27 protein-coding genes are annotated in these 23,150 nt (G+C 38.2%); 9 read left to right on the top strand and 18 right to left on the bottom strand.

Translation table 11 applies throughout. The annotated features are described in order from the left end of the window. Window positions 1–54: 54 nt before the first annotated feature. Window positions 55–1,827 carry a DNA cytosine methyltransferase gene (locus tag ACFQU5_RS09850; protein WP_390287241.1) on the bottom strand — a complete coding sequence of 591 codons (1,773 nt, stop codon included), beginning with the start codon at window positions 1,825–1,827 and terminating at the stop codon, window positions 55–57. A 319-nt stretch (window positions 1,828–2,146) separates the two neighbouring features. Between ACFQU5_RS09850 and ACFQU5_RS09845 the strand changes: the two genes are divergently transcribed. Next, window positions 2,147–2,578 (top strand): very short patch repair endonuclease, encoded by a 432-nt coding sequence (locus ACFQU5_RS09845; RefSeq protein ID WP_390287239.1) that lies wholly within the window; start codon window positions 2,147–2,149, stop codon window positions 2,576–2,578. 318 nt (window positions 2,579–2,896) lie between these two features. Here the strand turns inward: ACFQU5_RS09845 and ACFQU5_RS09840 are convergent, their stop codons facing one another. The 7 genes from ACFQU5_RS09840 to ACFQU5_RS09810 all read right to left on the bottom strand — a co-directional run bounded on the left by ACFQU5_RS09840 (window position 2,897) and on the right by ACFQU5_RS09810 (window position 8,289). Continuing rightward, window positions 2,897–3,127, bottom strand: coding sequence for a hypothetical protein (locus ACFQU5_RS09840; protein WP_390287237.1), 231 nt, complete (start codon window positions 3,125–3,127; stop codon window positions 2,897–2,899). A gap of 364 nt (window positions 3,128–3,491) precedes the next feature. Further along, the gene (locus ACFQU5_RS09835; RefSeq protein WP_390287235.1) at window positions 3,492–3,950 is read right to left on the bottom strand and encodes a hypothetical protein; all 459 of its coding nucleotides are present in this window, start codon (window positions 3,948–3,950) and stop codon (window positions 3,492–3,494) included. Between the two features lie 5 nt (window positions 3,951–3,955). After that, window positions 3,956–5,260, bottom strand: coding sequence for a replicative DNA helicase (locus ACFQU5_RS09830; RefSeq protein WP_390287233.1), 1,305 nt, complete (start codon window positions 5,258–5,260; stop codon window positions 3,956–3,958). A 37-nt stretch (window positions 5,261–5,297) separates the two neighbouring features. After that, window positions 5,298–6,080, bottom strand: a complete 783-nt coding sequence (locus ACFQU5_RS09825; protein ID WP_390287231.1) for a conserved phage C-terminal domain-containing protein — start codon at window positions 6,078–6,080, stop codon at window positions 5,298–5,300. Continuing rightward, window positions 6,080–6,502: an ORF6N domain-containing protein gene (locus ACFQU5_RS09820; protein ID WP_390287229.1), complete on the bottom strand. Its 423-nt coding sequence runs from the start codon at window positions 6,500–6,502 to the stop codon at window positions 6,080–6,082. Before ACFQU5_RS09820 ends, ACFQU5_RS09825 begins: the two co-directional genes overlap by 1 nt. 230 nt (window positions 6,503–6,732) lie before the next feature. Then, on the bottom strand, window positions 6,733–7,737 hold the full coding sequence (locus tag ACFQU5_RS09815; protein WP_390287226.1) for a GGDEF domain-containing protein: 1,005 nt from the start codon (window positions 7,735–7,737) through the stop codon (window positions 6,733–6,735). A 276-nt stretch (window positions 7,738–8,013) separates the two neighbouring features. After that, on the bottom strand, window positions 8,014–8,289 hold the full coding sequence (locus tag ACFQU5_RS09810; protein WP_390287224.1) for a hypothetical protein: 276 nt from the start codon (window positions 8,287–8,289) through the stop codon (window positions 8,014–8,016). A 241-nt stretch (window positions 8,290–8,530) separates the two neighbouring features. Here ACFQU5_RS09810 and ACFQU5_RS09805 point away from each other — a divergent pair, with 241 nt between their 5' ends. After that, window positions 8,531–9,022 carry a hypothetical protein gene (locus ACFQU5_RS09805; RefSeq protein WP_390287938.1) on the top strand — a complete coding sequence of 164 codons (492 nt, stop codon included), beginning with the start codon at window positions 8,531–8,533 and terminating at the stop codon, window positions 9,020–9,022. 187 nt (window positions 9,023–9,209) lie between these two features. Here the strand turns inward: ACFQU5_RS09805 and ACFQU5_RS09800 are convergent, their stop codons facing one another. After that, window positions 9,210–10,139 carry a ketopantoate reductase family protein gene (locus ACFQU5_RS09800; protein WP_390287222.1) on the bottom strand — a complete coding sequence of 310 codons (930 nt, stop codon included), beginning with the start codon at window positions 10,137–10,139 and terminating at the stop codon, window positions 9,210–9,212. Between the two features lie 233 nt (window positions 10,140–10,372). On the opposite strand from ACFQU5_RS09800, the gene ACFQU5_RS09795 reads away from it, so the two are divergent. The 3 genes from ACFQU5_RS09795 (at window position 10,373) to ACFQU5_RS09785 (ending at window position 14,183) form a co-directional block, all read left to right on the top strand. Next, on the top strand, window positions 10,373–11,230 hold the full coding sequence (locus ACFQU5_RS09795; RefSeq protein WP_390287220.1) for a dimethylarginine dimethylaminohydrolase family protein: 858 nt from the start codon (window positions 10,373–10,375) through the stop codon (window positions 11,228–11,230). 356 nt (window positions 11,231–11,586) lie between these two features. After that, on the top strand, window positions 11,587–12,759 hold the full coding sequence (locus tag ACFQU5_RS09790; protein WP_390287218.1) for a hypothetical protein: 1,173 nt from the start codon (window positions 11,587–11,589) through the stop codon (window positions 12,757–12,759). Window positions 12,760–12,815: 56 nt separating this feature from the next. Further along, window positions 12,816–14,183 (top strand): hypothetical protein, encoded by a 1,368-nt coding sequence (locus ACFQU5_RS09785; protein ID WP_390287216.1) that lies wholly within the window; start codon window positions 12,816–12,818, stop codon window positions 14,181–14,183. Between the two features lie 225 nt (window positions 14,184–14,408). Here ACFQU5_RS09785 and ACFQU5_RS09780 read toward each other — a convergent pair whose 3' ends face one another. Then, window positions 14,409–14,996 (bottom strand): NAD(P)H-dependent oxidoreductase, encoded by a 588-nt coding sequence (locus tag ACFQU5_RS09780; protein WP_390287213.1) that lies wholly within the window; start codon window positions 14,994–14,996, stop codon window positions 14,409–14,411. 116 nt (window positions 14,997–15,112) lie between these two features. Between ACFQU5_RS09780 and ACFQU5_RS09775 the strand changes: the two genes are divergently transcribed. Beyond that, window positions 15,113–15,544, top strand: a complete 432-nt coding sequence (locus ACFQU5_RS09775; RefSeq protein ID WP_390287211.1) for a MarR family winged helix-turn-helix transcriptional regulator — start codon at window positions 15,113–15,115, stop codon at window positions 15,542–15,544. Window positions 15,545–15,676: 132 nt separating this feature from the next. Here the strand turns inward: ACFQU5_RS09775 and ACFQU5_RS09770 are convergent, their stop codons facing one another. The 6 genes from ACFQU5_RS09770 to ACFQU5_RS09745 form a co-directional block, all read right to left on the bottom strand. Next, a complete protein-coding gene (locus ACFQU5_RS09770; protein ID WP_390287208.1) occupies window positions 15,677–16,123 on the bottom strand; it encodes an SRPBCC family protein in 447 nt (148 codons plus the stop codon). A 68-nt stretch (window positions 16,124–16,191) separates the two neighbouring features. Next, window positions 16,192–16,581 (bottom strand): SRPBCC family protein, encoded by a 390-nt coding sequence (locus ACFQU5_RS09765; protein ID WP_390287206.1) that lies wholly within the window; start codon window positions 16,579–16,581, stop codon window positions 16,192–16,194. A 2-nt stretch (window positions 16,582–16,583) separates the two neighbouring features. Continuing rightward, window positions 16,584–16,907, bottom strand: coding sequence for an ArsR/SmtB family transcription factor (locus ACFQU5_RS09760; protein ID WP_390287204.1), 324 nt, complete (start codon window positions 16,905–16,907; stop codon window positions 16,584–16,586). A 175-nt stretch (window positions 16,908–17,082) separates the two neighbouring features. Beyond that, the gene (locus ACFQU5_RS09755) at window positions 17,083–17,565 is read right to left on the bottom strand and encodes a methylated-DNA--[protein]-cysteine S-methyltransferase (protein ID WP_390287203.1); all 483 of its coding nucleotides are present in this window, start codon (window positions 17,563–17,565) and stop codon (window positions 17,083–17,085) included. Further along, on the bottom strand, window positions 17,558–18,466 hold the full coding sequence (locus tag ACFQU5_RS09750; protein WP_390287200.1) for a DNA-3-methyladenine glycosylase family protein: 909 nt from the start codon (window positions 18,464–18,466) through the stop codon (window positions 17,558–17,560). The genes ACFQU5_RS09755 and ACFQU5_RS09750 overlap by 8 nt, the downstream gene beginning before the upstream one ends. Beyond that, a complete protein-coding gene (locus tag ACFQU5_RS09745; RefSeq protein WP_390287197.1) occupies window positions 18,463–19,038 on the bottom strand; it encodes a bifunctional transcriptional activator/DNA repair enzyme AdaA in 576 nt (191 codons plus the stop codon). The genes ACFQU5_RS09750 and ACFQU5_RS09745 overlap by 4 nt, the downstream gene beginning before the upstream one ends. A gap of 414 nt (window positions 19,039–19,452) precedes the next feature. Between ACFQU5_RS09745 and ACFQU5_RS09740 the strand changes: the two genes are divergently transcribed. Beyond that, the gene (locus ACFQU5_RS09740) at window positions 19,453–20,040 is read left to right on the top strand and encodes a hypothetical protein (protein ID WP_390287194.1); all 588 of its coding nucleotides are present in this window, start codon (window positions 19,453–19,455) and stop codon (window positions 20,038–20,040) included. Between the two features lie 240 nt (window positions 20,041–20,280). On the opposite strand, the gene ACFQU5_RS09735 is transcribed toward ACFQU5_RS09740, so the two are convergent. Continuing rightward, on the bottom strand, window positions 20,281–21,006 hold the full coding sequence (locus tag ACFQU5_RS09735; protein ID WP_390287192.1) for a 3-ketoacyl-ACP reductase: 726 nt from the start codon (window positions 21,004–21,006) through the stop codon (window positions 20,281–20,283). 111 nt (window positions 21,007–21,117) lie between these two features. Next, complete coding sequence (locus tag ACFQU5_RS09730) at window positions 21,118–21,786, bottom strand: DUF3885 domain-containing protein (protein WP_390287190.1); 669 nt, start codon at window positions 21,784–21,786, stop codon at window positions 21,118–21,120. A gap of 304 nt (window positions 21,787–22,090) precedes the next feature. On the opposite strand from ACFQU5_RS09730, the gene ACFQU5_RS09725 reads away from it, so the two are divergent. Together ACFQU5_RS09725 and ACFQU5_RS09720 are read left to right on the top strand one after the other, a co-directional pair. Then, window positions 22,091–22,639: a PadR family transcriptional regulator gene (locus ACFQU5_RS09725; RefSeq protein ID WP_390287188.1), complete on the top strand. Its 549-nt coding sequence runs from the start codon at window positions 22,091–22,093 to the stop codon at window positions 22,637–22,639. Window positions 22,640–22,645: 6 nt separating this feature from the next. After that, window positions 22,646–23,119 (top strand): DUF4188 domain-containing protein, encoded by a 474-nt coding sequence (locus tag ACFQU5_RS09720; RefSeq protein ID WP_390287185.1) that lies wholly within the window; start codon window positions 22,646–22,648, stop codon window positions 23,117–23,119. The last annotated feature ends 31 nt before the right edge of the window (window positions 23,120–23,150 follow it).

Here is a 23,150-nt window from a genome sequence, read left to right as displayed (position 1 = left end):
CAAATAAAGAAAAAAGAGTATATGATGAACTTTTTCCATCAAATACTCTTTTAACTAATTTTCAAATTCACTTTTAATTGTTTTCGTTGGCTCTTCACCAAGAATTTTCAACATTTGCTCCGCTACTGCCCTAGCTAGTAAAGGAGGTACAGCGTTTCCTATTTGTTGATATTGTTTATCCTTTGTACCTAAAAAAACAAAGTCATCTTTAAAAGACTGTAGTCTAGCAGCTTCTCTTATGCTTAACGCCTCTGGTTTATTTGGATGTTGCCACATAGATTTTCTTACATTTATTACTGTTGGAGAAGGTTCCTCATACTTTAACCTTAAATATACAGTATTTTGAGTTCTTGATGCATCAGTGTATGTGACTTCCTTAAGCTCTTTAGATAGACTGTGGAAATTTTTACCGTTATTTTCTTTTAAGGCTTCAAATCTTTTCCTACTTAATGCTGTACTAGCAGTATTGATATGATTGTATATCACATCTTCTTTCATATCTGATCTGAAATAACGTTGCATACGGGTTGCTGTTGCAGGTTGATACTCTAATACAGAATGTTTTACTTCCTTTTTAGGCTCAATTTTTTCTAGATCACCGATTGCATCGAAAACTGTATATGGTAATTCTTTAGAAGATATTTTCTCCGGCATAGCAACTGCCCCATTCTTGATAGCATCTTCTTTAACCCCTAAAATCATAAAACGATGTCGATTTTGAGGAGTATAGAAATCGCTAGATAGCATTACTTCCGGATCAATTTTATAACCTAAGTATTTAAAAAATACCTTTAAGTACTTCACAACATTATATGACTGAACCGTCACTGAAACTCTCAATTTTCCACTATTTACTTCTTCTACAATCGGTTCACTGCTGTAAACTATACTCTCTTCTTTCAACTCTTTTAAATATCTTATAAATTGATTGATGTCTATAAAATCATTTAACTTAGCCATTTGTTTATTATTATCAGTATTCTCTTGAGCTAAGAGAACCTCTAGAACTTGCATTGCATTTTCAATAATATGGAGAAAAAGCTCATTTAAACCATTATTTTTATCTCTGTAGCGTACCAATTCTTCAATAATGTTCTCAATTTCTTTTACATCTGCCGATTTTGATACATTATATAACTTATTTCTTTTTAAGTTACGAACGATACTTCGCAGTCTTGATAAATGAACATCCCCAAATATCATTGGTTGGATTTCTTCTGAATTAAAAACATCGTTAACTAAATTCGCTAAATTAGGATTTTCCGATTCCATAAGAAATATTTCATCTTCTTCCCAGAAGACTTCATCACCAGTTTTTTTGATTAATTTCATTAAGTGCTTTTCTGAGCTATAAGCTAAAATGGAACTTTCTTTATGCTCAGTTACAAAGAACTTATGTTTCTCCGAATTCATCGTTTTAACATTTTCCATTAAAAAAGCAATTGGTCTTATTTCATCTATTGCTCTTGCATACTCTTTGACAAGTTGATTGTTGCCTGAAATTAAATAATTTTTTTGTCTATTGGCATTTGAAAACCCTTGGCAAGGTGGGCCTCCTATTACCACTACTTCATTATTATCTATGTTTTTTTCTTCTATAAAACGTTTAAAATCTATTTTAGTTATATCACTAATTTCATCATTTCCAGGTTTAATGATTATATTTGGATTGTTTTTATGATTATGAATGTATGTTTGAGTCGCCTCTTTATTTATCTCTACTGCTCCAACCACTTCAAATTTGCCTGTTTGTTCAAAACCATTACTTAGACCACCCGCACCTGCAAACAAATCAATTAATTTGAATATGGTACCTTTACTTCTCATTTGTTTCTCTCCTATAAATACCTTATACATGCAGCATACATCATTTTCAACTATAATTTCAAGAGTTAAACGAACGTATTTTCCCTTAAATTTATTTATTATAGCTTATCTAGATCAAAAATATAAACAATATATTAATTTGACTCTTAACCTCTTTGCCTCAACTACTTCTAAATCAAGTCTTTTATTTCATTTCCCCGAGCATTCTTTATTTCTTCAAAATTACTCATTATACTTCTCAATTATATAAAGAGTAAAATTTAATTACTTTCTTTTTGGGTAGAGTTAGGATATGGAAGATATAAAGGAGTGCAAACTAGTGACAGATAAAATGTCAAAGGAAAATAGAAGCAAAACAATGAAATCCATTCGTTCTCAATCAGAACTTGAAAACTCCATAACAAAAGAACTTTGGATTAGGGGCTACAGATTTAGGAAAAATGTAAAAACTATGTATGGAAAACCAGATATATCAATACAAAAATATAAAATTGTTATTTTCATCGACTCTTGTTTTTGGCATGTCTGCCCTATTCACGGCAACCAACCTAAAAGCAACCTAGAATATTGGGAAAAGAAACTACTTCGGAATCAGCAACGCGATATAGAAGTAAATGAATATTATTCGAGTCATGGATGGAATATAAAAAGAATCTGGGAACACGAGATTAAAAAGGATTTTTATGGAGTAATAGAGGATATTTCAAACTTCATAGATAAAATAAAAAAAGAAAACCAAAAACAGCTTTGACATCTAATTCTCATAGCCAGGCTGTTTAAACAGCCACTATTATTTTATTTAACTATTCTCCAAAGAGTTTTGGCATATTTCACGAATCAGCAATTCCACTTCATTCCCACGGAACGTCTCAATTGTGTCTAATGTAATATTAGAACAAATTTAGATCTTTGGGCAATTAGAAGATGGGCGGTTGGATTGGGAGTAATTGATTATAAGGATGGAAATTAATCTGTTACACTGCTTTACTTTATGAAGAAATTCCTCAAAAAATAAAAAACTCCGCCTATTCTTAGACGGAGCATTATCTTTTAACACTACAACAAAATATTATTCTCTTCTTTCATATGCTTCATTAATAAATGTCTCTATATCTGCCAGATTGATTATCCAATCTAATCTAATAAAAACTTCATGTGCTTTTTCATCAATCTGATTGGTATTTCTTTCGTATATGCGATTTAATTTCTTATCCACTTCTTTTTGGATTCTAAGTCCTTCTTTATCTGATTTGTTACCTATATGTAGCACTAAAGAAGGAACACCTCTAAGAATCATCAAGGTAGCAAATTTCTTTGTAAGACTACCGTCGGATTTTACCTTCCTGTATCCGTACGTGAATTCTTCCTCAGCAACCTTCCTTACACCTTCTAGTTGACTAGTTAGTTACGCGTCTAATGCCAAACCTTTAAATTCAACTTTTTCAAATGCCTTTTTTATATTTTTACTTGATAGCATAACTGAGCACACTCCAAATTATGGTATTATCATTTTTCTAAATTTAATAATATTACCTTCGCCATTATAAGTAAACTCTCCATCTCTAATTTGTTCCCTCTAATTAGTCAATAGACCAACAAGATTCTAGTGATATTAAGATAGGTACCAATCTAATATAAAATACTCTACATTACCTTCCTTCCCTCTAAACCTCCATCTCACAAACCCACCGAGGAAAAACCACCGTCTCCCTCATCAACTCTCGAAACGTTTTCGTTTCCTTTATATCCGGAAAATACAGTCCCTTATCGATCATTTGGTTATAGGCATAGACTATACGGTTTTCCCAGTTGCCATAGAGTTGATAATGCAGTTCTCTTGCTTCCCAAGCATTATGTGCGAAGTAGAAGACGTAGGTAGTTGCACCACGCTTAATGGCATATAATTTGATTTTCCGCATATCGAGTATGTCTTCTACATGTATTTTTCTAATTTCCTCCTGTTCTTTTGGAGTCAGGTTCATTTCGAATAACTTGGAAACAGGATCTTGAAGTTTGACTTTGCCTTTTCTCGTTGCGTAGTAGATAAGGTGTGCTGCATAGGGTTCATCGTAGTGAATGGCGTCCTCGAATAAAGATTGAATGGATTGTTGCTTAGGCTCCATTACCTTTATTCCTTCAGTTGGCCGGTCATCTTCGAGTAATTGACGCTTACAATTCCTGTAGGGCCGTTGCGATTTTTCGCGACATTGAGTTCGAGCTTTTCTCTTTTTGCATTGACGGCTTCGCCCGATTCAATCTGCGAATTTTCACCTGCTGGTTCTGACGTTAGACCATAATACCCATCCCGGTACAAGAGAATGATGACATCTGCATCCTGTTCGATATTGCCTGAGTCGCGAAGGTCACTCATCACGGGTCGCTTGTTTTGACGGCATTCTACACTCCGATTGAGTTGTGATAAGCACACCACCGGACAATCAAATTCCTTGGCCATTTGTTTGAGTTCCCAGCTGATTTGTCCGATGATGGTTGTCTGGTTGCTCCCCCTTGCCATATTGGAGTAGATGATTTGGAGGTAATCGATAAAGACAATCGGTTTTTGCTCTGGGTTGGTTTTAATCAACCTCCTTACTTGGGCTCGCATTTGGCTAACCGATAGTCCCGCGCGATCATCAATTTGAAGATTGGCTTTACTTAATTCTGTTAACACCGGAATCCATTGTTCCCGCTGTTTTTCAGAGAAGTATTGAAACGGGTCCCGCATTTTTAGTCTGCTAATCCTTCCGCTTGCTGCAATCAGCCGATCGAGCAGCATGGCTTTATTCATTTCAAGTGAGAAGATAATGGGCAGGTAACCCGCAAGCCCTGCTGTTAGCGCAAAATAATTCATGACATCCGTTTTCCCCATTGAAGGTCTTCCCGCAATGATGGTTAGTTCCCCTTGTCGAAAGCCGACAATCAGCTTTTCAAGTTCTTTTAAATCAGTTGGTACTATCTTTTCTTCTTCTATGGGGTGGTAGGGTCGCTCTGCCATTTTCACGAGGTCATTCTTAACATCCGTCTCCACCGATAGTGTGTCTGTTTGTAAGGCATCGAGCTCCTTTTGAATTTTTTCGATTGTCCAATTCTGACTGGTTGCTTGGTTGAGAATGTGCTGTTTTTGTTTCTCCCGCCATTCCGTTTTCGCGATTCCTACGTAGGCTTCGAATTTCTCTCCATCGCCAAAAGTTTGTAAACCTGCTAAATAATTTGCTCCCCCTACTTCACTCGGCTCAACCATTGTTAGGATTGTAATGTAATCCACGGGTTGATTGTTTCGGGCTAAATGCTGCATGGCAAGGTAGATGGATCGATGGATTTGGGATTGAAACAAGCTTGGCTGGATGCCTGCATCGAGTATTAAATAGTTTTCTTTAAGCATGGTTCCTAGCAAACTCTTCTCCAGCAAATCAATGCTTAGTTCTGTAGACACGACGTGAACTCCCCTTTCACTTAGACAAGCATTTGTCCTAGTCCTCTTCCCCAGCATCAAAGTCCAGAACAATTGGTTGTATACCCGTATTCGCTTTGGACGATTGTGTATTCGTCGGTTCATTGAGATAGTTTTCAAAGTTGGTTGCACTAAAGAGTGTACTCGGTCTTAAATAGGGCTTCATCTCCGGGTTTGTAAGCCAATGGTGAACCTTTCGATCAATGACTGTTTGAAAATCCTTGAGTGTATATCCTTCACTTAATCGCCCATTGATCAGGCGTTTCGTTGCTTTGTTGCTTGCTCGAAACTCTTTGTTTGTTTTTTTGTTTAGATAATTAACCACTTCAAAAACAAAGTCGACATGTTTTTCTTTTACTTCTTCTTTTATTAATTCTTTTAAATCTGATGGTGCCAAATGTTGTGCATCCGTCGTGACAACTTTGGTTGTAGGTTCTTGAAAATCTGGCACAATCGTATTGTCAATTTGACAACCCAAGACAGCATGAAGCACATCGTAATCTATACGGTACCATTTGGTCTTATTGATCTTCATGGCATTGTGATGTTGTGAGGACACGATAATCCCTTGGTTTTCAAGCGATAAAAAGATTCGGACAATCGTTCTCTCAGACCAGAAAGGGAACTGATTTTGCCACTTCGTATACGTATGGTGATACCATGTAAAACCGCCACTTTTCAGAGGAGATTGCGACAATCTATAGTGCAGCTGGTTCAGTACAATCGCTTCGTTCAATCCTATCTTCACGGCTAACGACGGCGGCACTATTAGTAAAAAAGGCTCATCGATAATCGGTTTCATTACTGGAACAACTCCTTTGCCAGAAAAGTAAAGATTCTCTCTTTTGTCAGGATGAATTCTGCTTTCTGAAGTACCTGGATGGCCTTCTTTACTTCATCCGACTTGTTGAAAACGAAGTAGATAAACTGGCAGTAGGCATGCCATGCAAGCTTTCCGTTCAAGAGTAGTGCATGTTCATACAAACCTTGTTCCGTCCAGAGATAGATTTCTTGATGATTGATACATTCATTATCCAAGTTCTCATATTTAAATACTTCAAAGTCATCAAACCGATCATCTAGTAAGTAATAATGTTCGCCTTCTTGAAATCTCCCTTTGTTTTGGAAGAATGCTCTCGTTATCTCATGAGGGGTTTGACAATACATTCTCCCTAATTCATTTGTTTCAACAACCAGTTCTCCATTAAATTGGATAATGTTCACTCGTCATCTCTCCTTTTAATAAGTTGTAAACTTGTCTTCAACTTTATAAATATCTTTTTTTGATGGGAAAAGAGACAATTTGTTTCAAAAAACTTTGAGGGGAATTTGGAGAGTTGCGACTAGGGAACTAAATTCATGCAAAATAGAATGGGAAATGTATTCACAAGAAGGTTTTGTACTTTTTAACACAAAAAAAGCCAGAAGTTCACCTCCTGGCTTTTTGCTTCCTATCAAACTTCTACCAATTCCGGGGTGTGGGTGATCAATTCTCTCCCCTTTTCTTTATACATCGCTCGATCGGCTTCTTTAATCATAACCTCTAAATCGGCTTGTAAAGTTTCCGTTGTGTAGGACCTTCCAATGCTGGCGGAAACATTGATCAGTTGATGATTCAAGGTGATTGGGTTATCCAGTGCAAAGCGAATCCGTTCCGATAGACTTTCTAAAATAGGCTGATCGATATTGGATAGTAAAATGACAAATTCATCTCCTCCTAATCGACACAGTAAATCGGTCCCTCTCAGTACACCATTTATCCTTTGTACAACTACCTCCAATAATTGATCGCCTACTTCATGTCCATATGTATCATTAATTTTTTTAAACCCGTTCATATCGAGGAATAACAAGGCGATTGAATGGACTTTTGACTCTTTTAGAAGGTCGAACTTTTTATTAAGAAATAAGCGATTCGCTGCGCCGGTTAAAGGATCAAGATACGCAAGTTCCTGAAGCTTCGCATTCGCATCTTTTACCCTGTGGATAAATGTTAATAAAAAGGCTGTCATAAATAGGCCAAACAATACAAGATAAACAAAATCCTCCTTTGCCACATTCGGGAAAATTTCATTATACAAATAAAAGAACGCATAAAAAGTTAGAATCGTCGATGCGATTCCTGCCATTACGACCACTCGTGTGTGTTGATAGATGGCGCTTAGCGGAAGGGCAAGCCACATGAATAGATAGTTTACTAAATACGGAGAATCTTTTAGAAGAAAATAAAAATAGACATACATGCAGCTGACCAACCCATACATCGTAATCTTTGGATTTACTTTTTTATGAATCAATCCGATTAGAATCGCAACAAATAGTATAAATAGATATGCTGGCGGAAAGATACTTGCGAATCCCTCAATGACAATATTAATCATGGCTTGGACGGAGTAGAAAATACTAATTAAAATGAATAAGATTTTGTTTCGACGATGCATTAATTCATAACCAATCATAGCTGATCTTCCTGTTCTTGTAGTATGGGATATTACTGGACCTAAATCCTTATAATCCCTAATAGGTAAATTTACCTTTCCATTTATTATAACTATCCCCATTCGGAGAGAGAAGGAAACCTCAAAATTCATTTTATTGCAGTCGATGAGTTTAAAGTAAATGAAAGCTTAGAGGCACAGAGCAACCCTAAGCTAATATTTGACAAGTTTAAAGTGTTTTCTCACTTGAGGAAAGTGAGCATGTTTATGCAACATGGGTCTTTCCGAGTACTTACTTTATATTTTGTGTTCTTGTAGTTCATACGTCACTTTCAGACCATCTTGACTATTTCTAAATGATAATATGAGCGAGTCATGGGATATTTTTTCAATTTTCAGATTGGCTGGAGTGTTAATGATGGGACGCAATCGTCTTTTTGCTAACTTTAAAGCGTTTTCTAAGTTGTCCACATTCAACTTTACTTCTATCAACTGAATGGGCACAAAAAACGGCTTATCCACTTTGCCAAGCAATTTTTCACTTTTATTATCAATTAATTTTGCGATGTACATCGTGCAGCCCTCCTTTTCCTCCTTATCCTCTATATTATTTATTCTCGGGAATTCAAAATTTAAACACTTTTAATAGAATGCTATAAATTCGAAAGTTTTGTTTGACGTTTTATTTGACCAAGGCCATTCACCGAACCCGGCAGCATCACATAAATTAAAGTGATTATGATGGGCAAAGCCCTGTTTAAATTTAAATGTGTCACGTTTAGCAAAAGAAATTTCATGAGGGAAAGGGATGGATATGGTAAACTTTCAAGGTTTTCGCGGTACCGTTACACAGGTTCAGGAGTTTAATATTGGTCAAAACGGTGAAGGTGCAGGTTGTTATAAATTATTGACTGTCGAGGATACGCAAGGCGGCATCGTCAATTTCGTCGTCTCCCCTACTACGTATTTTGTTTACGCTGAAATTGTGAGACCCGGAGATTTAGTTACAGGCTATTATGATGGCGATGCACCCGTTCCATTAATATATCCGCCTCAATATCAAGCGCTGATCGTCGTAAAAGAAAATTCCTTTGAGAACGTGAAGGTAGACTTTTTTGACAGCCAATTAGTTAGTCGGGATGGACAATTAAAATTAAATCTCTCTCCAAATACTCCTGTTTTGTTGAGGAATTGGCAGCCCTTTACAAGAAATCCTGCCAACCACAACCTCATCGTCATCTACGGCCCAACGACAAGAAGTATTCCCGCTCAGACCACACCTTCAGAAGTGATTGTTTGGTGTTAGGAAAGAATCGGGCTGGGACAGAAGTAGAAAAGTCTTTGAATGAGGTAAGAATCTTGATTAAGAAATTAAGTTTTTATAATTGATTGAAGTGGAGGGGCGACTCCTGGGGGGCTAGCACGAGGGAGAGACGCTCGTGTCGAGCCGTGCCCGAGGATGCGCGTCCCCGCAACGGAAATCAATTATGCATTTAGTATTCGGGTCGCCCAAATTCATATGGCTTCAAGACCCCATACAATGTTTCAATAACCGGGATTGTGAGATGATGCTTTGCTGCCAAGCGCAGGGCCCCTCCTTGAAGATGCTCAATTTCGATTGGAAGCCCTTTTCTCATGTCTTGATGCATGGAAGAGGTTGCCTCCTTCTTGAAGCCTTTTAGCATATTTACGATCCCTTGCACTTCATCATTTGACAAATGAATGCCTTCTTCCGCGGCTACCGTACACATTTCGTGGACCACCTTTTTTGCAACTGTTAAAGTCGCAGGGGTATTGGCGATGTAGCCTGCTGGTAATTGCATAGCTGACGTTATACCAGAAAGTGCCGTGATGAATGCATACTTGATCCACATATGTCTTAAAATGTCAGCCTCTTTTACGAAAGTGGTTTTCAGCTTATGCTGGATTTCTTCCAGTTGTGCACAAATTGCAATTTGCTCACTATGAAGCGCCCCGTATTTCAAGTTACTGGTTGGATTCGTATGCTCCACATGACCCTCCTTGTTCAATGTGGCAACAATTGTGGCAAGCCCTCCCAATACTTTTTCTTTCCCAAGAGCATGCTGCAATTTTTCCATATGCTCCATTCCATTTAACAATGGCATTACAAAAGCACCTGTCTTGGCCACAATTGATTGGATTTGCGGGATGACTGAATCCAGATGATATCCTTTCACAGTGAGTAGGACTAAATCTGCATTTTGGACTTGTTCTGACGATGTATAAATTGAGACATTTCCACTTTCAAAGTCGCCTTCTGGACTGCTAATTTTCAAGCCATGAGTCTTCAATTGCTCCGCACGTTGTTCTCGAACAAAGAACGAAACATCTTGGCCAACCTCGAGTAATCTTCCTCCAAAATAACACCCTAACGCTCCTGCACCGAACACCAATACATTCATTAGATCAGCCTCCATTCCTGAGATTACTAGATTTCTATTATCAATAATATAACATAATTAATATTAGCAAGCCTATAAATTACTGATTTTTCAAACAATTAACGATTGACGGTTATCCTCGAAAATGTGGCGGAAATAACAGTAGAACTGGCGGAAAAAGTACCTTTTTTGACGGATATAATCCTCTAAGTTTAGGAAAAACTAAACCAAAGTGCAAAGATAGGATGAGGATAATGAAAGAACGTACAAACACAAACAAAGTTTTTTGCAAGAGTGAATATGACACATTGAAACGAGTGATCATGTGTCAGCCTCAGTATATGACAATCCGGCAAGTGATTAATGAGACGCAGGAACATTTTAAGGATGAAGGCATTCATATTGAACGCGCCCTGGAGCAGCACACCAATTTTGTTAATATGCTTAAAGAATACGACATCGATGTCATTTTATTGCCCTATCATAAAAAATATCCTGAGCAAGTTTTCACGCGGGATATCGGTTTTACATTGGGCGAAACAATCTTTGTCGCGAATATGGCGACAGATGCTCGAGCTGGTGAGGAAAACGTTTTAAAGCAATGGCTGGAAGATGAAGAAATCTCCTATTTCAACCTGGTGAAGGAACATATTGAAGGTGGCGATGTCATTGTTGACCAGGACACTATTTATGTTGGGCTGAGTAGTCGGACAGACGAAAAAGCTACCGCTCATTTAAAGCGTCTTCTCCATAAATTTAAGGTTGTGACTATTCCGTTTAAAGATAAATACTTGCATCTGGATTGTGTATTTAACGTCGTTTCACCGGATTTAGCATTAATTTACAAACCTGCTTTGACTAAGGAAGACATCGAGCTTTTCTCTTCCCGCTATGAATGCATCGAGGTTTCGGAAGAGGAACAATTTCAGCTAGGTACGAATGTATTAAGCATTGGCAACAAACGCGTTCTCAGCTTGCCCGTGAATAAGCATGTAAACAACGAACTTCGTAAACGCGGCTTCGAAGTGATTGAAGTCGATATCACCGAAATTATCAAATCCGGTGGTTCTTTCCGTTGCTGTACGATGCCTCTTTTGCGGGAAGGCTCCTAAAATTAATAAAGTACCAGGTCACGCTTATAAATTGTTTACGACCTGGTACACAATCTTCTCATTTATTTATAACAGTGAGTCCTTGAGTTTACTCCTCTAACTACAACTTCCAAAATGCCTCATTTTCAGCGATCCACCGGAGATTGCACAGCTTCCCCTATCATCAATAGAAATCCTGCATACAATCCCATGTCTTGTGCCTTTTGACTTTCCCTTCCTAAAACTAATTAGACAGAATACGAAGATAGTATTATGAGAAAATTAATTCAATATTCACATTTTTTGTTTACACAGTTTTTAAACGGGAATCGAAGGAATGTAAAAAATCTTTAATAGGTAAGGAGGTGAAAAATCGAGTGTCCAATCGCTGGTTAGCTTCTCTACTGTTTGTAGCCGCTTTTTCATTGCCTGCACATGCTTATGCTGATGGTGGAATAACAGATGTCACCAATACGCTAAGCCATTCTGTCCAACAAACAGTGAACCAAACGATTTTTCCCGATTCATCTGACGGTAATCCTGAACCGACTAATGATGAGGAATCGACTAAAACGGATTCACCTTCTACTGAAAACGAGGTTCCGTTGGTAAAAGCACAAGCCTCTAAATCTGCTGACTCAATTAAGGTAAAGGTTGCAGAAGTGGAAGCAGAGGTTGTCGCTGAGACCCCAGCCGTGAAAGCGAGTACCCCTTTAGGTCACGCTGAGGTTGCTGCCGATCCACAGGCCATCAAGGTAGAGACTCCTGTGACTGAGGCTGACATTTCCAATAACACTCCAGCGGTTAAAGTGAGTGCTTTAGGAATTGCTGACGTTTCTGCCGATACACAGGCCATCAAGGTGAAAACTCCAGTGGTTGAGGCTGATATTTCCGCTAACACGCCAGCGGATGAAGTGAGTTCTCTGCAAGTGAAAATTGAGGCAGGAACAGAGTCACCGTCCGTCAAAGTTGAAACTCCAGAGCTAACCGAGGATGTTTCTCCTGACCTGAAGGAAGAACAGATAGAGGAATCAAAGAATCCTGCATTACCAACTAGTCTACCTGAAGAGCAGGATAACGTTTCACCAATTGTTTCACCCGAACAAAAGGATGGACAGAGCACTTTCGAACCTGTATTCATATGGTACACAACATCGGATAAAACTGCCGGAAATAGAGAACAATCTATTTCCATAAATAGCAACTTCGGACAAGAAGAGCAGTCTGGGGATCTAACTGACAGAACAGACACACCCAGCAGACAACTTTTAGTTACCTATGACAACATAAATCATGTATCGCCGGGTACTCAGCCTGCTTCCCCGACGACATTTTATAATGGACAAGGTACTTCTTGCACATCCAGTATCTGGAATGGTACAAGTTTTTCTACTACAGGCATACTGTTAACTATGTATCTATCAGAAGATTCATTGAGCAAAAAGGCGCTGGAAGAGACTAAATTACATTATGACGATTGGCTGAATGCTCCACCAACTCAGCCACCGCAAACATCCTTCTTCTTACAAAATATTAAAGATACCATTTAAAAATTTGAAAAGAAGAAGGAGAGAAAAAAATGAAGAAAAAACACTTTATTCAAACATTGGCGGTTACCGGTTTCACAGCATTCGGACTATTTACAGGTGCATCACTTAGCTTTGCGACAGAAAACGAACCTTCATCAGAAACAGGTACAACAAACGGCGTACTATCGCTTGAAAATATCGGGAATTCCATCAATGATAAACTGTTAAAAGAAACTTACTCTGATGTTCAGAATATTAATCTATCTCTAGCAAAACAGGATGTGTCTGCCAATGCAGATCAAAGTGTTAGCACCACAGAAGAAGAAACAACAGAAACTGAAAGCTCATCTGCTAATCTCAATAGTACAATCGGATTATCTGCAGAGAAAGAAGACGATACTGCATCATCACTAAACCTTGAAACTGATGTAGTTACTGCTAATAGGAATCTTGAGAACGAGGAAGCTTCAGCTACTGGACTTAACACCGCGCTTGGTCTTAGTGCGACTAATGATGAAGAGGAAGATTCTTCTTCACTGAATCTGGATACGAATCTAGACGCGGCTTCCATGAAGCAAGATGAGGAAGATAAGGCCTCTTCCCAACTAGACACTGGGCTTTATCTTGAGGTGACTAATGACGAAAACGTTGATTCTCCTTCACTGAATCTGGATACAAATCTAGACGCGGCTTCCATGAAGCAAGATGAGGAAGATAAGGCCTCTTCCCAACTAGACACTGGGCTTTATCTTGGTGCATTAGACAGCGATGACGAGCATTCTTCCCTTTGGCTTGATTCTGATTTAAACGTTACTTCTGTGAAGCAGGATCAGGAGGATTTGTCCTCTTCTCAACTAGACACTGGGCTTTATCTTGGTGCGACTAATACCGAAAACAATGATTCTTCTTCATTGAATACGATTTTAGACGCGGCTTCTGTGGTGCAAGATCAGGAGGATTTGTCGGCTACTCAACTAGACACTGAACTTAATCTTGGTGCGACTAATGACAAAAATGATGATTCTTCTTCATTGAATCTGGATACACATTTAGATGCAGCCACTATGGAGCAAAATCAGGAAGATATGTCGACTTCTCAACAAGACACTGAACTCAATCTTGGTGCGACTTATAACGAAAACGATGATTCTTCTTCATTGAATACGAATTTAGACGCGGCTACTGTCGATCAAGATCAGGAGGATTTGTCGGCTTCTCAACTAGACACTGAACTTAATCTTGGTGCGACTAATGACAAAAACGATGATTCTTCTTCATTGAATCTGGATACACATTTAGATGCAGCCACTGTGGAGCGAAATCAGGAAGATATGTCGACTTCTCAACAAGACACTGAGCTCAATCTTGGGGCGGCTTATAACAAAAACGATGATTCTTCTTCATTGAATCTGGATACGCACTTAAACGCGGCTTCTGGGGAGTAGGACCAGGAAGATATCTGGACTTCTCAACTAGACATACTTGATTCATTATTATCACTTTTGACTCTAAACTAAGACAATAGTAAAAGTTTTAAACCGATTTCTACTAAAGTTGGCCACTTTGGGAGAAATCGGTTTTTGTCTTTTTTTAAACTCTGCGCATGCTGGAGCAGCCTCTTTTCTCCAATAACCTCCAGTGAAATTGTATGTGTGCCTGGTCCTATTTTTTTATTGCTTTATATTCTTGAAATATTGATAAACCCTTTCAAGCTTTTTCAATTGGTTTCCTTTGGGACTTTCCATATTTCCGAATTCAAAAAACTTCACTTTTTTAATTCCTACAAAATTAAATAGCGCTCTTTTCATTAAAATTTTATGTGAATTATGCAACCAGAGTAATGGATAGTGCGTTGGCCCCTTCATAGTAGACACACATACAACCGATTTCCCTTCCAAAAGCCCATCTGGGAAAAGGCCCTTCTTATCTTTATAAGCAAAGTTAGAAGCAAATAATTGATCAATGTATCCCAGTAGCATTGCGGGAGGTCTTCCCCACCAAATCGGATAGACCAATACTAGCTTATCTGCCCACAAGATTTGTTTTCTATATTTTTCGATACTAGGGTTCGTATGCATATCGCGTCTTCTTTGTTGCTCATTAAATACGAGACGAGGATCAAAACCTTCTTCATATAAATCTAAGACCTGCAATTCCTTTATGTTGGAATTTTCACTACTTCCCTTAATGACCTTTTGCAAAAATGCATAATTTAGACTTGCATGATTAGGATAGGTATAGATAATGAGCAATTTCATCGCATACCTCTTCATTCTTATTTGGTAAATAAATAGTAACATTTACCATTTTAATTATCAATTGATAATTGTATTTTGATAATTATTTTGTTACATTGACGAATGAGGTGTATAATATGGATAATAATTCCCTTTTTAATAATTTTGTATTATTTACAACGTCTTTTCACCGTGTAACACATGAGTTCACAAAAGATGCAAAGTCAGATTTAGTTTCGCAAATTCAATATAAGATTCTTGAGTATATTGCAGTTAGCCAACCTGTGACTCCAAGTGATATCAATGATTGCATGAATATGTCTATGCCGAACACAAGCCGTGAACTAAAAAAGTTAAGTGAAAAAAATTTAATTGAGAAGATACATGATAAGGATGATCGAAGAAAGCAATATATTCGTCTATCCAAAGAGGGAAAAGCTATGATGAATGAATCTTTCGCAATTATAGAATCACGTTTTCTAGAACGTGTTAAAGACCTCTCGAAAGAAGATTTAGATGAAATTGAACATGCGATTAATATTTTTCAGACAAAGCTATTTAACGAATAGAGATAAAAATTTTGATGGAGCAGGTCCCCTGTACACACAATACTTCAAAAATAAAAAAACCTGAGCAGCAAAAGATGCCCAAGTACATTTAAAGCCCTACACTTGCAAAAGCTCACCATAATGTTCCATCAGCTAAATTGATGAGCTTTCTTCAAGTAGATTTTTAATTTTTAGTAAGTCTTTTTTGTTTGCACTTTTCATCGATAAGGACAAGAAAGGCGTTAGTATTTTTGAAAAGCCACTCGGAATTCCTTTATTTCTTAATGTCATTCTCGTTCTTTCCTGGTCAAGCGCTTCCCATGTATAAGTGGTCTCCATCGGAAATGGTCCATTTGCTGTTTCCATCACCAATTTTTCTCCCGGAATATAATCTCTAATTTCATAGATATAGGCAAGCTCTCGACCAAGAAATTGTGCTTTAAATGCAATCTGGCTTCCTATTCTCATCGGTTTTGGCGTGTGCCATTCGGCTGAATGAATATTTACATACCAGAAAGGCGCATGATCAGGATCTGCTGCATATTCAGATACTTTTTCTATTGATCTGTTAATAATAATTTCTGTAAAGACATCTACCAAATTAGCTACCCTCTCATTCACATTGTTGCGTTTCTTGGGGATGACTTATTTTTAATAAAAAAGACAGCCTACTCTTCCCCAATCAATTTTTTAAGTTCTTCAACCATATTCGCCCAACCATATTTCGCACCATTGAATGCCTGGTCCTCTTGTTCGAATCCTGTTTGTTCAAGGTGTAAGAAAGTTGTTCCATTTTCTTCTTTCAGTGTCCATGTAACGATGGTGTTAATTGGACCGCCAACCCATGTGTAAGAGAGTTTATGGGGCTCGTCCACTACTAATACTTCGCAATCAACAATTAGATTCCACTGTGGATTTTGGAATTGGCATTTATGTCCCACAATTGGTTTAAAGTTGTTTACCATAATCCATTTTTCCAGGGTTTCTGAATTTGTTAATGCATCCCACACCTTGTTGATAGAGCTTGTAAACTGAAAATCTAATGATACTTCTGCCATTTTTATTCCTCCCCTAATAAGTCTTTTAAAAGTGCCACTTTTTCATACCAGAATTTTTCGTAAAATGATACCCAATCTTTAATTTCCTGAAGTGGTGCCGCATTTAGTCGATATCTTGTTTCTCTGCCCACTTTCCGGTCAGCCACTAAACCCGCTTCTCTTAGGATTGCCAAATGCTTTGAAACCGCTGTACGCCCCATTTGAAAATGAGGAGTTAATTCGTGTAGAGGCAGTTCTTCCGCATCCGCCAACAAACGTAGCAATGTACGTCTTGTTGGGTCCGCAATGGCTGTAAAAACATCACGGTCTTGATTCTTATCGTTCAAAATAACCTCACCTTATAAATAGGACACCATTTAGTGTCATTATTATAGGACACTTTTTGGTGTCGTGTCAATTTTATTCTATACATATGTTGGAGATGCCAAGGTTCTCCTCAATGAATCAAATCGTTTATTACAAATCGAAATTTTGCTTAATAACAATTCCTAGTTTTTCCGATTACTTTTTAAAGTTTTTCTCATGCTGAAGCAGCCATTCTTTTCGCCATAAACCACCAGCGTAGCCTGTTAGTTTCCCATTTGAGCCGATAATGCGGTGGCACGGGATGACGATGCTTAACTTATTTTTTCCATTGGCGCTTCCAACTGCCCTGATTGCTTTTTCATTGCCTATTGAAACGGCAATATCCTTATAAGAACTCGTCCCGGCATAAGGTATACCTTTTAGTGTAGTCCACACTGTATTTTGAAAGTCAGTTCCTTCAAAGGTATAAGGGAATGTAAATTCATAGCGCGTTCCCTTAAAGTATTCGTCTAGTTCATGAAAACAAAGCTCTAAAACCTTAGGGGTATCACTTCCAATGAAATTCTCTGGCTCCGCCTTTTCAGAGAACATAATGGAACAGACGGCTTCTTCCGTTCCAATGATTTCTATCAGTCCAATTGGTGATTTATAGTCGATTTGATGAAAGCCACTACTCATATAAGGACCTCCATAGATAGAAGGTAGCATATGCCTGCCAACCCTCCCAGTTTTTAGCGTGCTCTTCTATTTCTTCAAGTGCTGGTTTCCGTTCAAGTCCCAATTGCAGCTTTAGGGCGTTATGAAGGCCGACATCTGCGATTGGAAACGCAGACGGGAAATGAAGGCATTTCATCATCACGTAATCTGCCGTCCAAGCCCCTACACCCCTTATTGCCGTTAATGACTTTTTTACCTGCTGATAATCGCTTAACTCGAGCAATGCCTCTTTCGTAATCATTCCATTCGACAATAATTGAGCGATTCCAATAATGTATTCTGCCTTCCTCGTCGAGAATTGGAGCATTTTTAGCGCCTCAACAGATTTATTGGCAATTGCTTTATATTCCGGGAAGTTCCAGTAGGTGTTTCCTTCAAAAACTAGACTCTCCCCATACTGTTCAACAAAACGTTTCTTCAACGTATAGGCAAAGGTTAAGTTGATTTGTTGTCCTAGAATCGCCCATGTCAAAGCTTCAAATAAATCCGGAATGCCAATAATTCGCAATCCGCGATATTCATTGGCAATATGGTGCAAGACCTTATCTTTACTGGCCATTTCATAAAAAGGTTCCAACTCTTGATTCAAGTCAAACCAATCCCATAGATAGGCTGCCGCTTCTTCACGTGTTCGAAGGGTCGGCGCACTTACTGGGAATTCGACTGTAATTAAATTTGAGGCTTCCCCTATTTTCAATAAAACCAATTCGCCATCTATTTTTAGCAGTTTATATAAATAGCCGTCCTTTATTTGGTGTAAATTCTCCTGTTCAGACCTTCCTAAAAACACAAGACACTCTTGGAAATTAAAATCCTTCGGTGGCGTTATTTCGATAAACGAACCGTAATCAACCCAATTCATTGCACCACCTCATTTCTGGTGTGATTTCTGTATTCACTAGGAGAACAGTTTTTCAAACGGCGAAACACTTTATAAAAATTCGATGGACTTTGAAAGCCTACCTCATAGCAAATCTCAAGATTCGTTCGATCTGTCGTTTTTAGAAGATGTGCCGCTTTGTCCACCCGGATTTTTTCCAAATAGGTACGAGGCGTCTCGGACGTTTCCTTTTTAAATAACCGCTCAAGATAAAAAGCGCTGATTCCTGCATGATTCGCGATATCCTGTAATTCCAGCTTTTGTTTATATTGATTCACGAGAAAGGTAACCACTTTTCGGACAAGCTCCCGATTTGGAGAGTGATCCGCTTCTGGCTGGCATCGTTTGCACGCACGAAAGCCAGCCCTTTCTACATCATGAATATCATAATAGAACTCCACATTGATTTTCTTTGGCTTTCTGGACCGGCAAGAAGGACGGCAGTAAATCTTGGTAGTCTTCACTGCCGTGAAAAAAAGCCCATCATACTTACTGTCACAGTCCAAAATTTTCTCCCACATTTCTTCAAAAGAAAGCTTGATACTAGCCCCCATCACTCTCCGTCCTTCCTCTTTCCAATTTCGTACAAATCGAGTTCCCACTAATTGCTTGGCACCGTTTTGTGTAAAAGCGATCAATTAGTTAATCGTTCATACCATTTGGACTCCTAATTCCTTAAGCTTATTACAATCGGTAAGTCTGGGCAAAGACATCACATTTAGTGGCGCAATAAAAGTTATGTGCATGCGATTTCTTCAACCTCTTCATCCTTGACTGTTGCAACTTATTTTAACAAGGAAGCCCACCTCTTTTCGTCCTCATTCTTGCTCTTATGGTCCGCTAAAGGGAATTGTTCGAGAATTGTGTGTGCCTGGTGCACACACAATTCCTGCACACCATGTTTGTGAGCATCTGTTAAGGGTAGTTATATGGTGACTTCGAGTAAAGCAAAGGGATGTGTATACTAGTTGTTTGGAGTATCAAATCTCGTATCTCTTGTTATTTCAGCATTTATCATCTTGCCTATTGTAATCTTCCTTCGGGAAATGAGTTATTTAATTGTGAGCTGGATATTTGGGGTGATCAATCCAAGATTAACGATTGGTTCCGGACCCCGGCTTTTTAAAATTGGAATATTTGATGTTCGCAAATATTATCATGTCTATAGCTGGTTTTCGTACGACGATTTAAAAAATGATAGTAAATTAGCATACATTTTTGTCTATGCAAGTCCCATTTTTATCAACCTCTCCCTTGCCCTGCTCATTAACTTTTTATTAGCCAACGGGTGGGTGGAGGAATATAAGACGTTTTGGGACCGCTTTATTTTTTATGCTTTTTATTACGTTTTATTTGACATTGTCCCTATGTATACAGTTAATGGCAAGCCAAACAACGGCATGATTATTTATGAATTAATTCGATTTGGAAAACGGGTCGATTATAATACAGAGTCCTTCATACCAGCCACTTCAGAGATGGAGAAGCAACACGAGGAATATCTAAAAAGAATTGAAGAAATAAAAAAAGAACGCGAAAAAGAAAATAAAGAATAAATCTTGAATTCAATATCGTAAATACAACAAAAGCTTAGGCACTATTTAAATGTGCCTAAGCTTTTGTTTCTCTAGTTATATTAGTTGATAATGGGTAATTTGAGCCTGCTCACTATGAAACGCTACATACTATAATTGTACATTCTAAAAAAAGCCAGCTCCCCATCAAAAATGGAGCTGACTTTTGATTAAAGATACAAGGTACCGTCAAAGTTAAGAATTGTTTGTGTGCCTGGCACTTTAATATGGGTTTGTTGCGATGAAGCTTGCTGTTTTCACGTAGATGCGTGGGTTTAGTTTTAGTTGGTTGACGATGATTTCTGCGATGTCTTCAGGTTGCATAAGTTTCGTTTCATCGTTTTCTTTAATTAGGTTCGTTTCTACCGCTAAATCTGTTGCTACAGTACTTGGCGCTAATGCCGTTACGCGAATATTATTGCGTCGAACTTCTTGGGCCAATGATTCTGTAAAGCCGATTACCCCAAATTTCGATGCACTGTAGGCACTTGAAGTTGCTGCCCCACTTAACCCGCTTGTAGATGAAATATTGATGATGTCGCCAGCCTCTTTATCGAGCAATTGAGGCAATACCGCACGGGTTACATAATAAGTACCCATTAAATTCACATCAATTATGTTTTTCCATTCTTCCGGCTCCATATCTAAAACGGAACCAAATGTAGCAACCCCTGCGTTATTAATTAAAATATCGGCAGTTCCTACTTCTTTTGAAAGTAATGTTACCGCTACTTCTACCTGCTCTTGAGATGAAACATCCGCCATTGCATAGGCAACTTTAACACCTAACGCTTCAAGTTCTGTAGCCACTTCTCTTAAACCTGACTCATTTCTTGCGATTAAACCAAGGTTTACGCCTTCTTTTGCTAGGGCGATAGCAGTTGCCTTACCAATCCCTCTTGCTCCTCCAGTAATAAACGCTACTTTCCCTTGTAATGATTGTGCCATAGTAACGGCTCCCTTCCATTTCCAGTTTGTACTTCGCCCCCATTATACTATTTTGCAATAATGGAGGCATCGATTTAGCTTAGAAAAGAAAATTGTGTGTATCACTGGCACTCAAACAAATACCCCATCTATCTGCTTTCTATCGTAGTCCAGGATCCAATCGTTGTATTTATTATAAATACCCTCAATTGTCTCTTTTTTCGTTGCCACTAAGTCGCAGCCTCTGCTGTCGTAAATAGAGAAGATTGTTCCTTTCGTAAGATTCAACATATAAATCCGTGGTATTTTAGTAGAGAAAATGGCATTAACCAGCCGACTAGGATTTATATCTTTCACCTGACATTGCAAACTAAATTGATGTTTGCACCATCCTGCCAGTTCCTCTTCGTCTTCCTCTTTCAAAGGCAAAATCTGATGTTGTATGCTGTACTTCAAGTTTTTTTCCCTTAAAAATGAAATAAAAAACTTTGCTCGCTTACGTTTTCTCTTCTCAACAATTCTTCTAAAATCCTGCGCCACTATAAACAATTCGTCCTCATCATCATGAATGGCCGCAAACAATGTTTTCGATCGATTGTACACACGATCTAAATAAAACGTGTCATTTTCTTCTTTTGGATCTCCTAATTCAAATCGAATCCCAATTTCCCAATTATAAAAAAGTGGAGGTTCGAGCAATAAATTCGGGAAACTCTCTTCCAAATAATCTTCTAATTTCAACGAATCACCCTTTTTACCGTGATTAATCAAATGCAGAATGCTCTGCAAGATTCCCTGCATACCTACCTATCTTCTATTTACTCGGGGAGTAATCCTTCTATCTCCAATACTTCATCATTTATCAACAGTTCCAGCCCTTTCACATCCCGTAAATATGTAAATTCTTCCTCCGCGACATTAAGACGAACGAAAAATCCTGATTTTGCCCTTTGGTAACTAAATCAACGAAATGTCTCGCATCCCTTTCCACTTCAACCTTTCAAATTGCCGGATTGAAAATTCTGAAAACAAACTTACTATTCGTCTTAACATCCATTATTATATATCTAAATGATATATGTATCTTTTAGATAGGTGTGAATATATGAAACGTTACAATGATACTACTTATACGCTATTAGGCATATTAACTACTGATTGTAAATCTGGTTACGCCATTAAACAGTTTATCGATCGAAGCTTAAATCATTTTTGGAAGATAAGTTATGGCCAAATCTATCCAACTCTAAAATTAATTGTTCAAGAAGAATTGGCAGAAGTTCGCACTGCATCAAGCCCAGGCAAACCTGACAAAAATGAGTACTATCTTACTCCAAAAGGAATCCAGACACTCAAAAATTGGTTGGAGCAGCCGGTTGAGCAATTGCCAATTGAGCGAAATGAGATTTTACTTAAATTATTTTTCGGCCGCTATCAATCCCATGAAAATCAACTTCTCCTACTTCAAAAGTATAAAAAAGAACTTGAAACACGGTATGAAACCTATCGTTCTATAGAACAGGCAATTATTCAACATCAAGAACAGGATGAGAACTCGGCTTACTGGCTTTTCACTTTAGATTATGGAAAAAGAACGACTCAAGCTGCAATAGACTGGTGTGAATTTACTCTTAAAAAACTACCGATGGGGTGATTTATAATGGCCAAACAGATTTATACGGGGCGTTATACGATTGATAATACAGAGGATATTGTCGTTTTCATCATTGGCATGAGAATCAACAAGCGACTGGCCGTGCATAAGTGGCTACCAGTTTTTAATGCGATGCCTGGAATGATTAATGAGCTCTACTCAAACAAAGAGGAACTGGGATTCTTATCGATGGAGAGCTATTTTGGACTTAGAACTACTGTCATGATTCAATATTGGCGTTCAACAGATGAACTGCTTTCTTATGCCAAAAATGAAAAGCATTTGTCGTCTTGGAAAAACTTCAACCAAAAAGCAAGGAACAACGAGGCAGTTGGGGTCTATCACGAAACTTATCAAGTAAGTAAAAGCAATTATGAATCCATTTATGTCAATATGCCTCAATATGGGCTGGGCAAGGCATTAAATCACAATCCCACAACTGCAGAAAAAAATACCGCACGTCAACGTCTGAACCATTGAGCTTGCCAGGTCCATGAACCGTTGCTAAAAG

It is taken from the genome of Ureibacillus sp. GCM10028918, assembly GCF_042666115.1.
Lineage (GTDB): Bacteria > Bacillota > Bacilli > Bacillales_A > Planococcaceae > Ureibacillus.
This window is presented reverse-complemented; position numbering and strand designations above follow the sequence as displayed.

What these genes read in the sequence shown, in the direction of transcription:
- ACFQU5_RS09735 (WP_390287192.1), bottom strand. Translation starts at nt 21,006, where the DNA reads ATGGCACAATCATTACAAGGGAAAGTAGCGTTTATTACTGGAGGAGCA.
- ACFQU5_RS09775 (WP_390287211.1), top strand. Translation starts at nt 15,113, where the DNA reads ATGGATAATAATTCCCTTTTTAATAATTTTGTATTATTTACAACGTCT.
- ACFQU5_RS09780 (WP_390287213.1), bottom strand. Translation starts at nt 14,996, where the DNA reads ATGAAATTGCTCATTATCTATACCTATCCTAATCATGCAAGTCTAAAT.
- ACFQU5_RS09810 (WP_390287224.1), bottom strand. Translation starts at nt 8,289, where the DNA reads ATGTACATCGCAAAATTAATTGATAATAAAAGTGAAAAATTGCTTGGC.
- ACFQU5_RS09795 (WP_390287220.1), top strand. Translation starts at nt 10,373, where the DNA reads ATGAAAGAACGTACAAACACAAACAAAGTTTTTTGCAAGAGTGAATAT.
- ACFQU5_RS09850 (WP_390287241.1), bottom strand. Translation starts at nt 1,827, where the DNA reads ATGAGAAGTAAAGGTACCATATTCAAATTAATTGATTTGTTTGCAGGT.
- ACFQU5_RS09730 (WP_390287190.1), bottom strand. Translation starts at nt 21,786, where the DNA reads ATGCAGGGAATCTTGCAGAGCATTCTGCATTTGATTAATCACGGTAAA.
- ACFQU5_RS09720 (WP_390287185.1), top strand. Translation starts at nt 22,646, where the DNA reads ATGGCCAAACAGATTTATACGGGGCGTTATACGATTGATAATACAGAG.
- ACFQU5_RS09755 (WP_390287203.1), bottom strand. Translation starts at nt 17,565, where the DNA reads ATGAGTAGTGGCTTTCATCAAATCGACTATAAATCACCAATTGGACTG.
- ACFQU5_RS09750 (WP_390287200.1), bottom strand. Translation starts at nt 18,466, where the DNA reads ATGAATTGGGTTGATTACGGTTCGTTTATCGAAATAACGCCACCGAAG.
- ACFQU5_RS09725 (WP_390287188.1), top strand. Translation starts at nt 22,091, where the DNA reads ATGAAACGTTACAATGATACTACTTATACGCTATTAGGCATATTAACT.
- ACFQU5_RS09805 (WP_390287938.1), top strand. Translation starts at nt 8,531, where the DNA reads ATGGTAAACTTTCAAGGTTTTCGCGGTACCGTTACACAGGTTCAGGAG.
- ACFQU5_RS09835 (WP_390287235.1), bottom strand. Translation starts at nt 3,950, where the DNA reads ATGGAGCCTAAGCAACAATCCATTCAATCTTTATTCGAGGACGCCATT.
- ACFQU5_RS09765 (WP_390287206.1), bottom strand. Translation starts at nt 16,581, where the DNA reads ATGGCAGAAGTATCATTAGATTTTCAGTTTACAAGCTCTATCAACAAG.
- ACFQU5_RS09815 (WP_390287226.1), bottom strand. Translation starts at nt 7,737, where the DNA reads ATGATTGGTTATGAATTAATGCATCGTCGAAACAAAATCTTATTCATT.
- ACFQU5_RS09825 (WP_390287231.1), bottom strand. Translation starts at nt 6,080, where the DNA reads ATGAAACCGATTATCGATGAGCCTTTTTTACTAATAGTGCCGCCGTCG.
- ACFQU5_RS09800 (WP_390287222.1), bottom strand. Translation starts at nt 10,139, where the DNA reads ATGAATGTATTGGTGTTCGGTGCAGGAGCGTTAGGGTGTTATTTTGGA.
- ACFQU5_RS09745 (WP_390287197.1), bottom strand. Translation starts at nt 19,038, where the DNA reads ATGGGGGCTAGTATCAAGCTTTCTTTTGAAGAAATGTGGGAGAAAATT.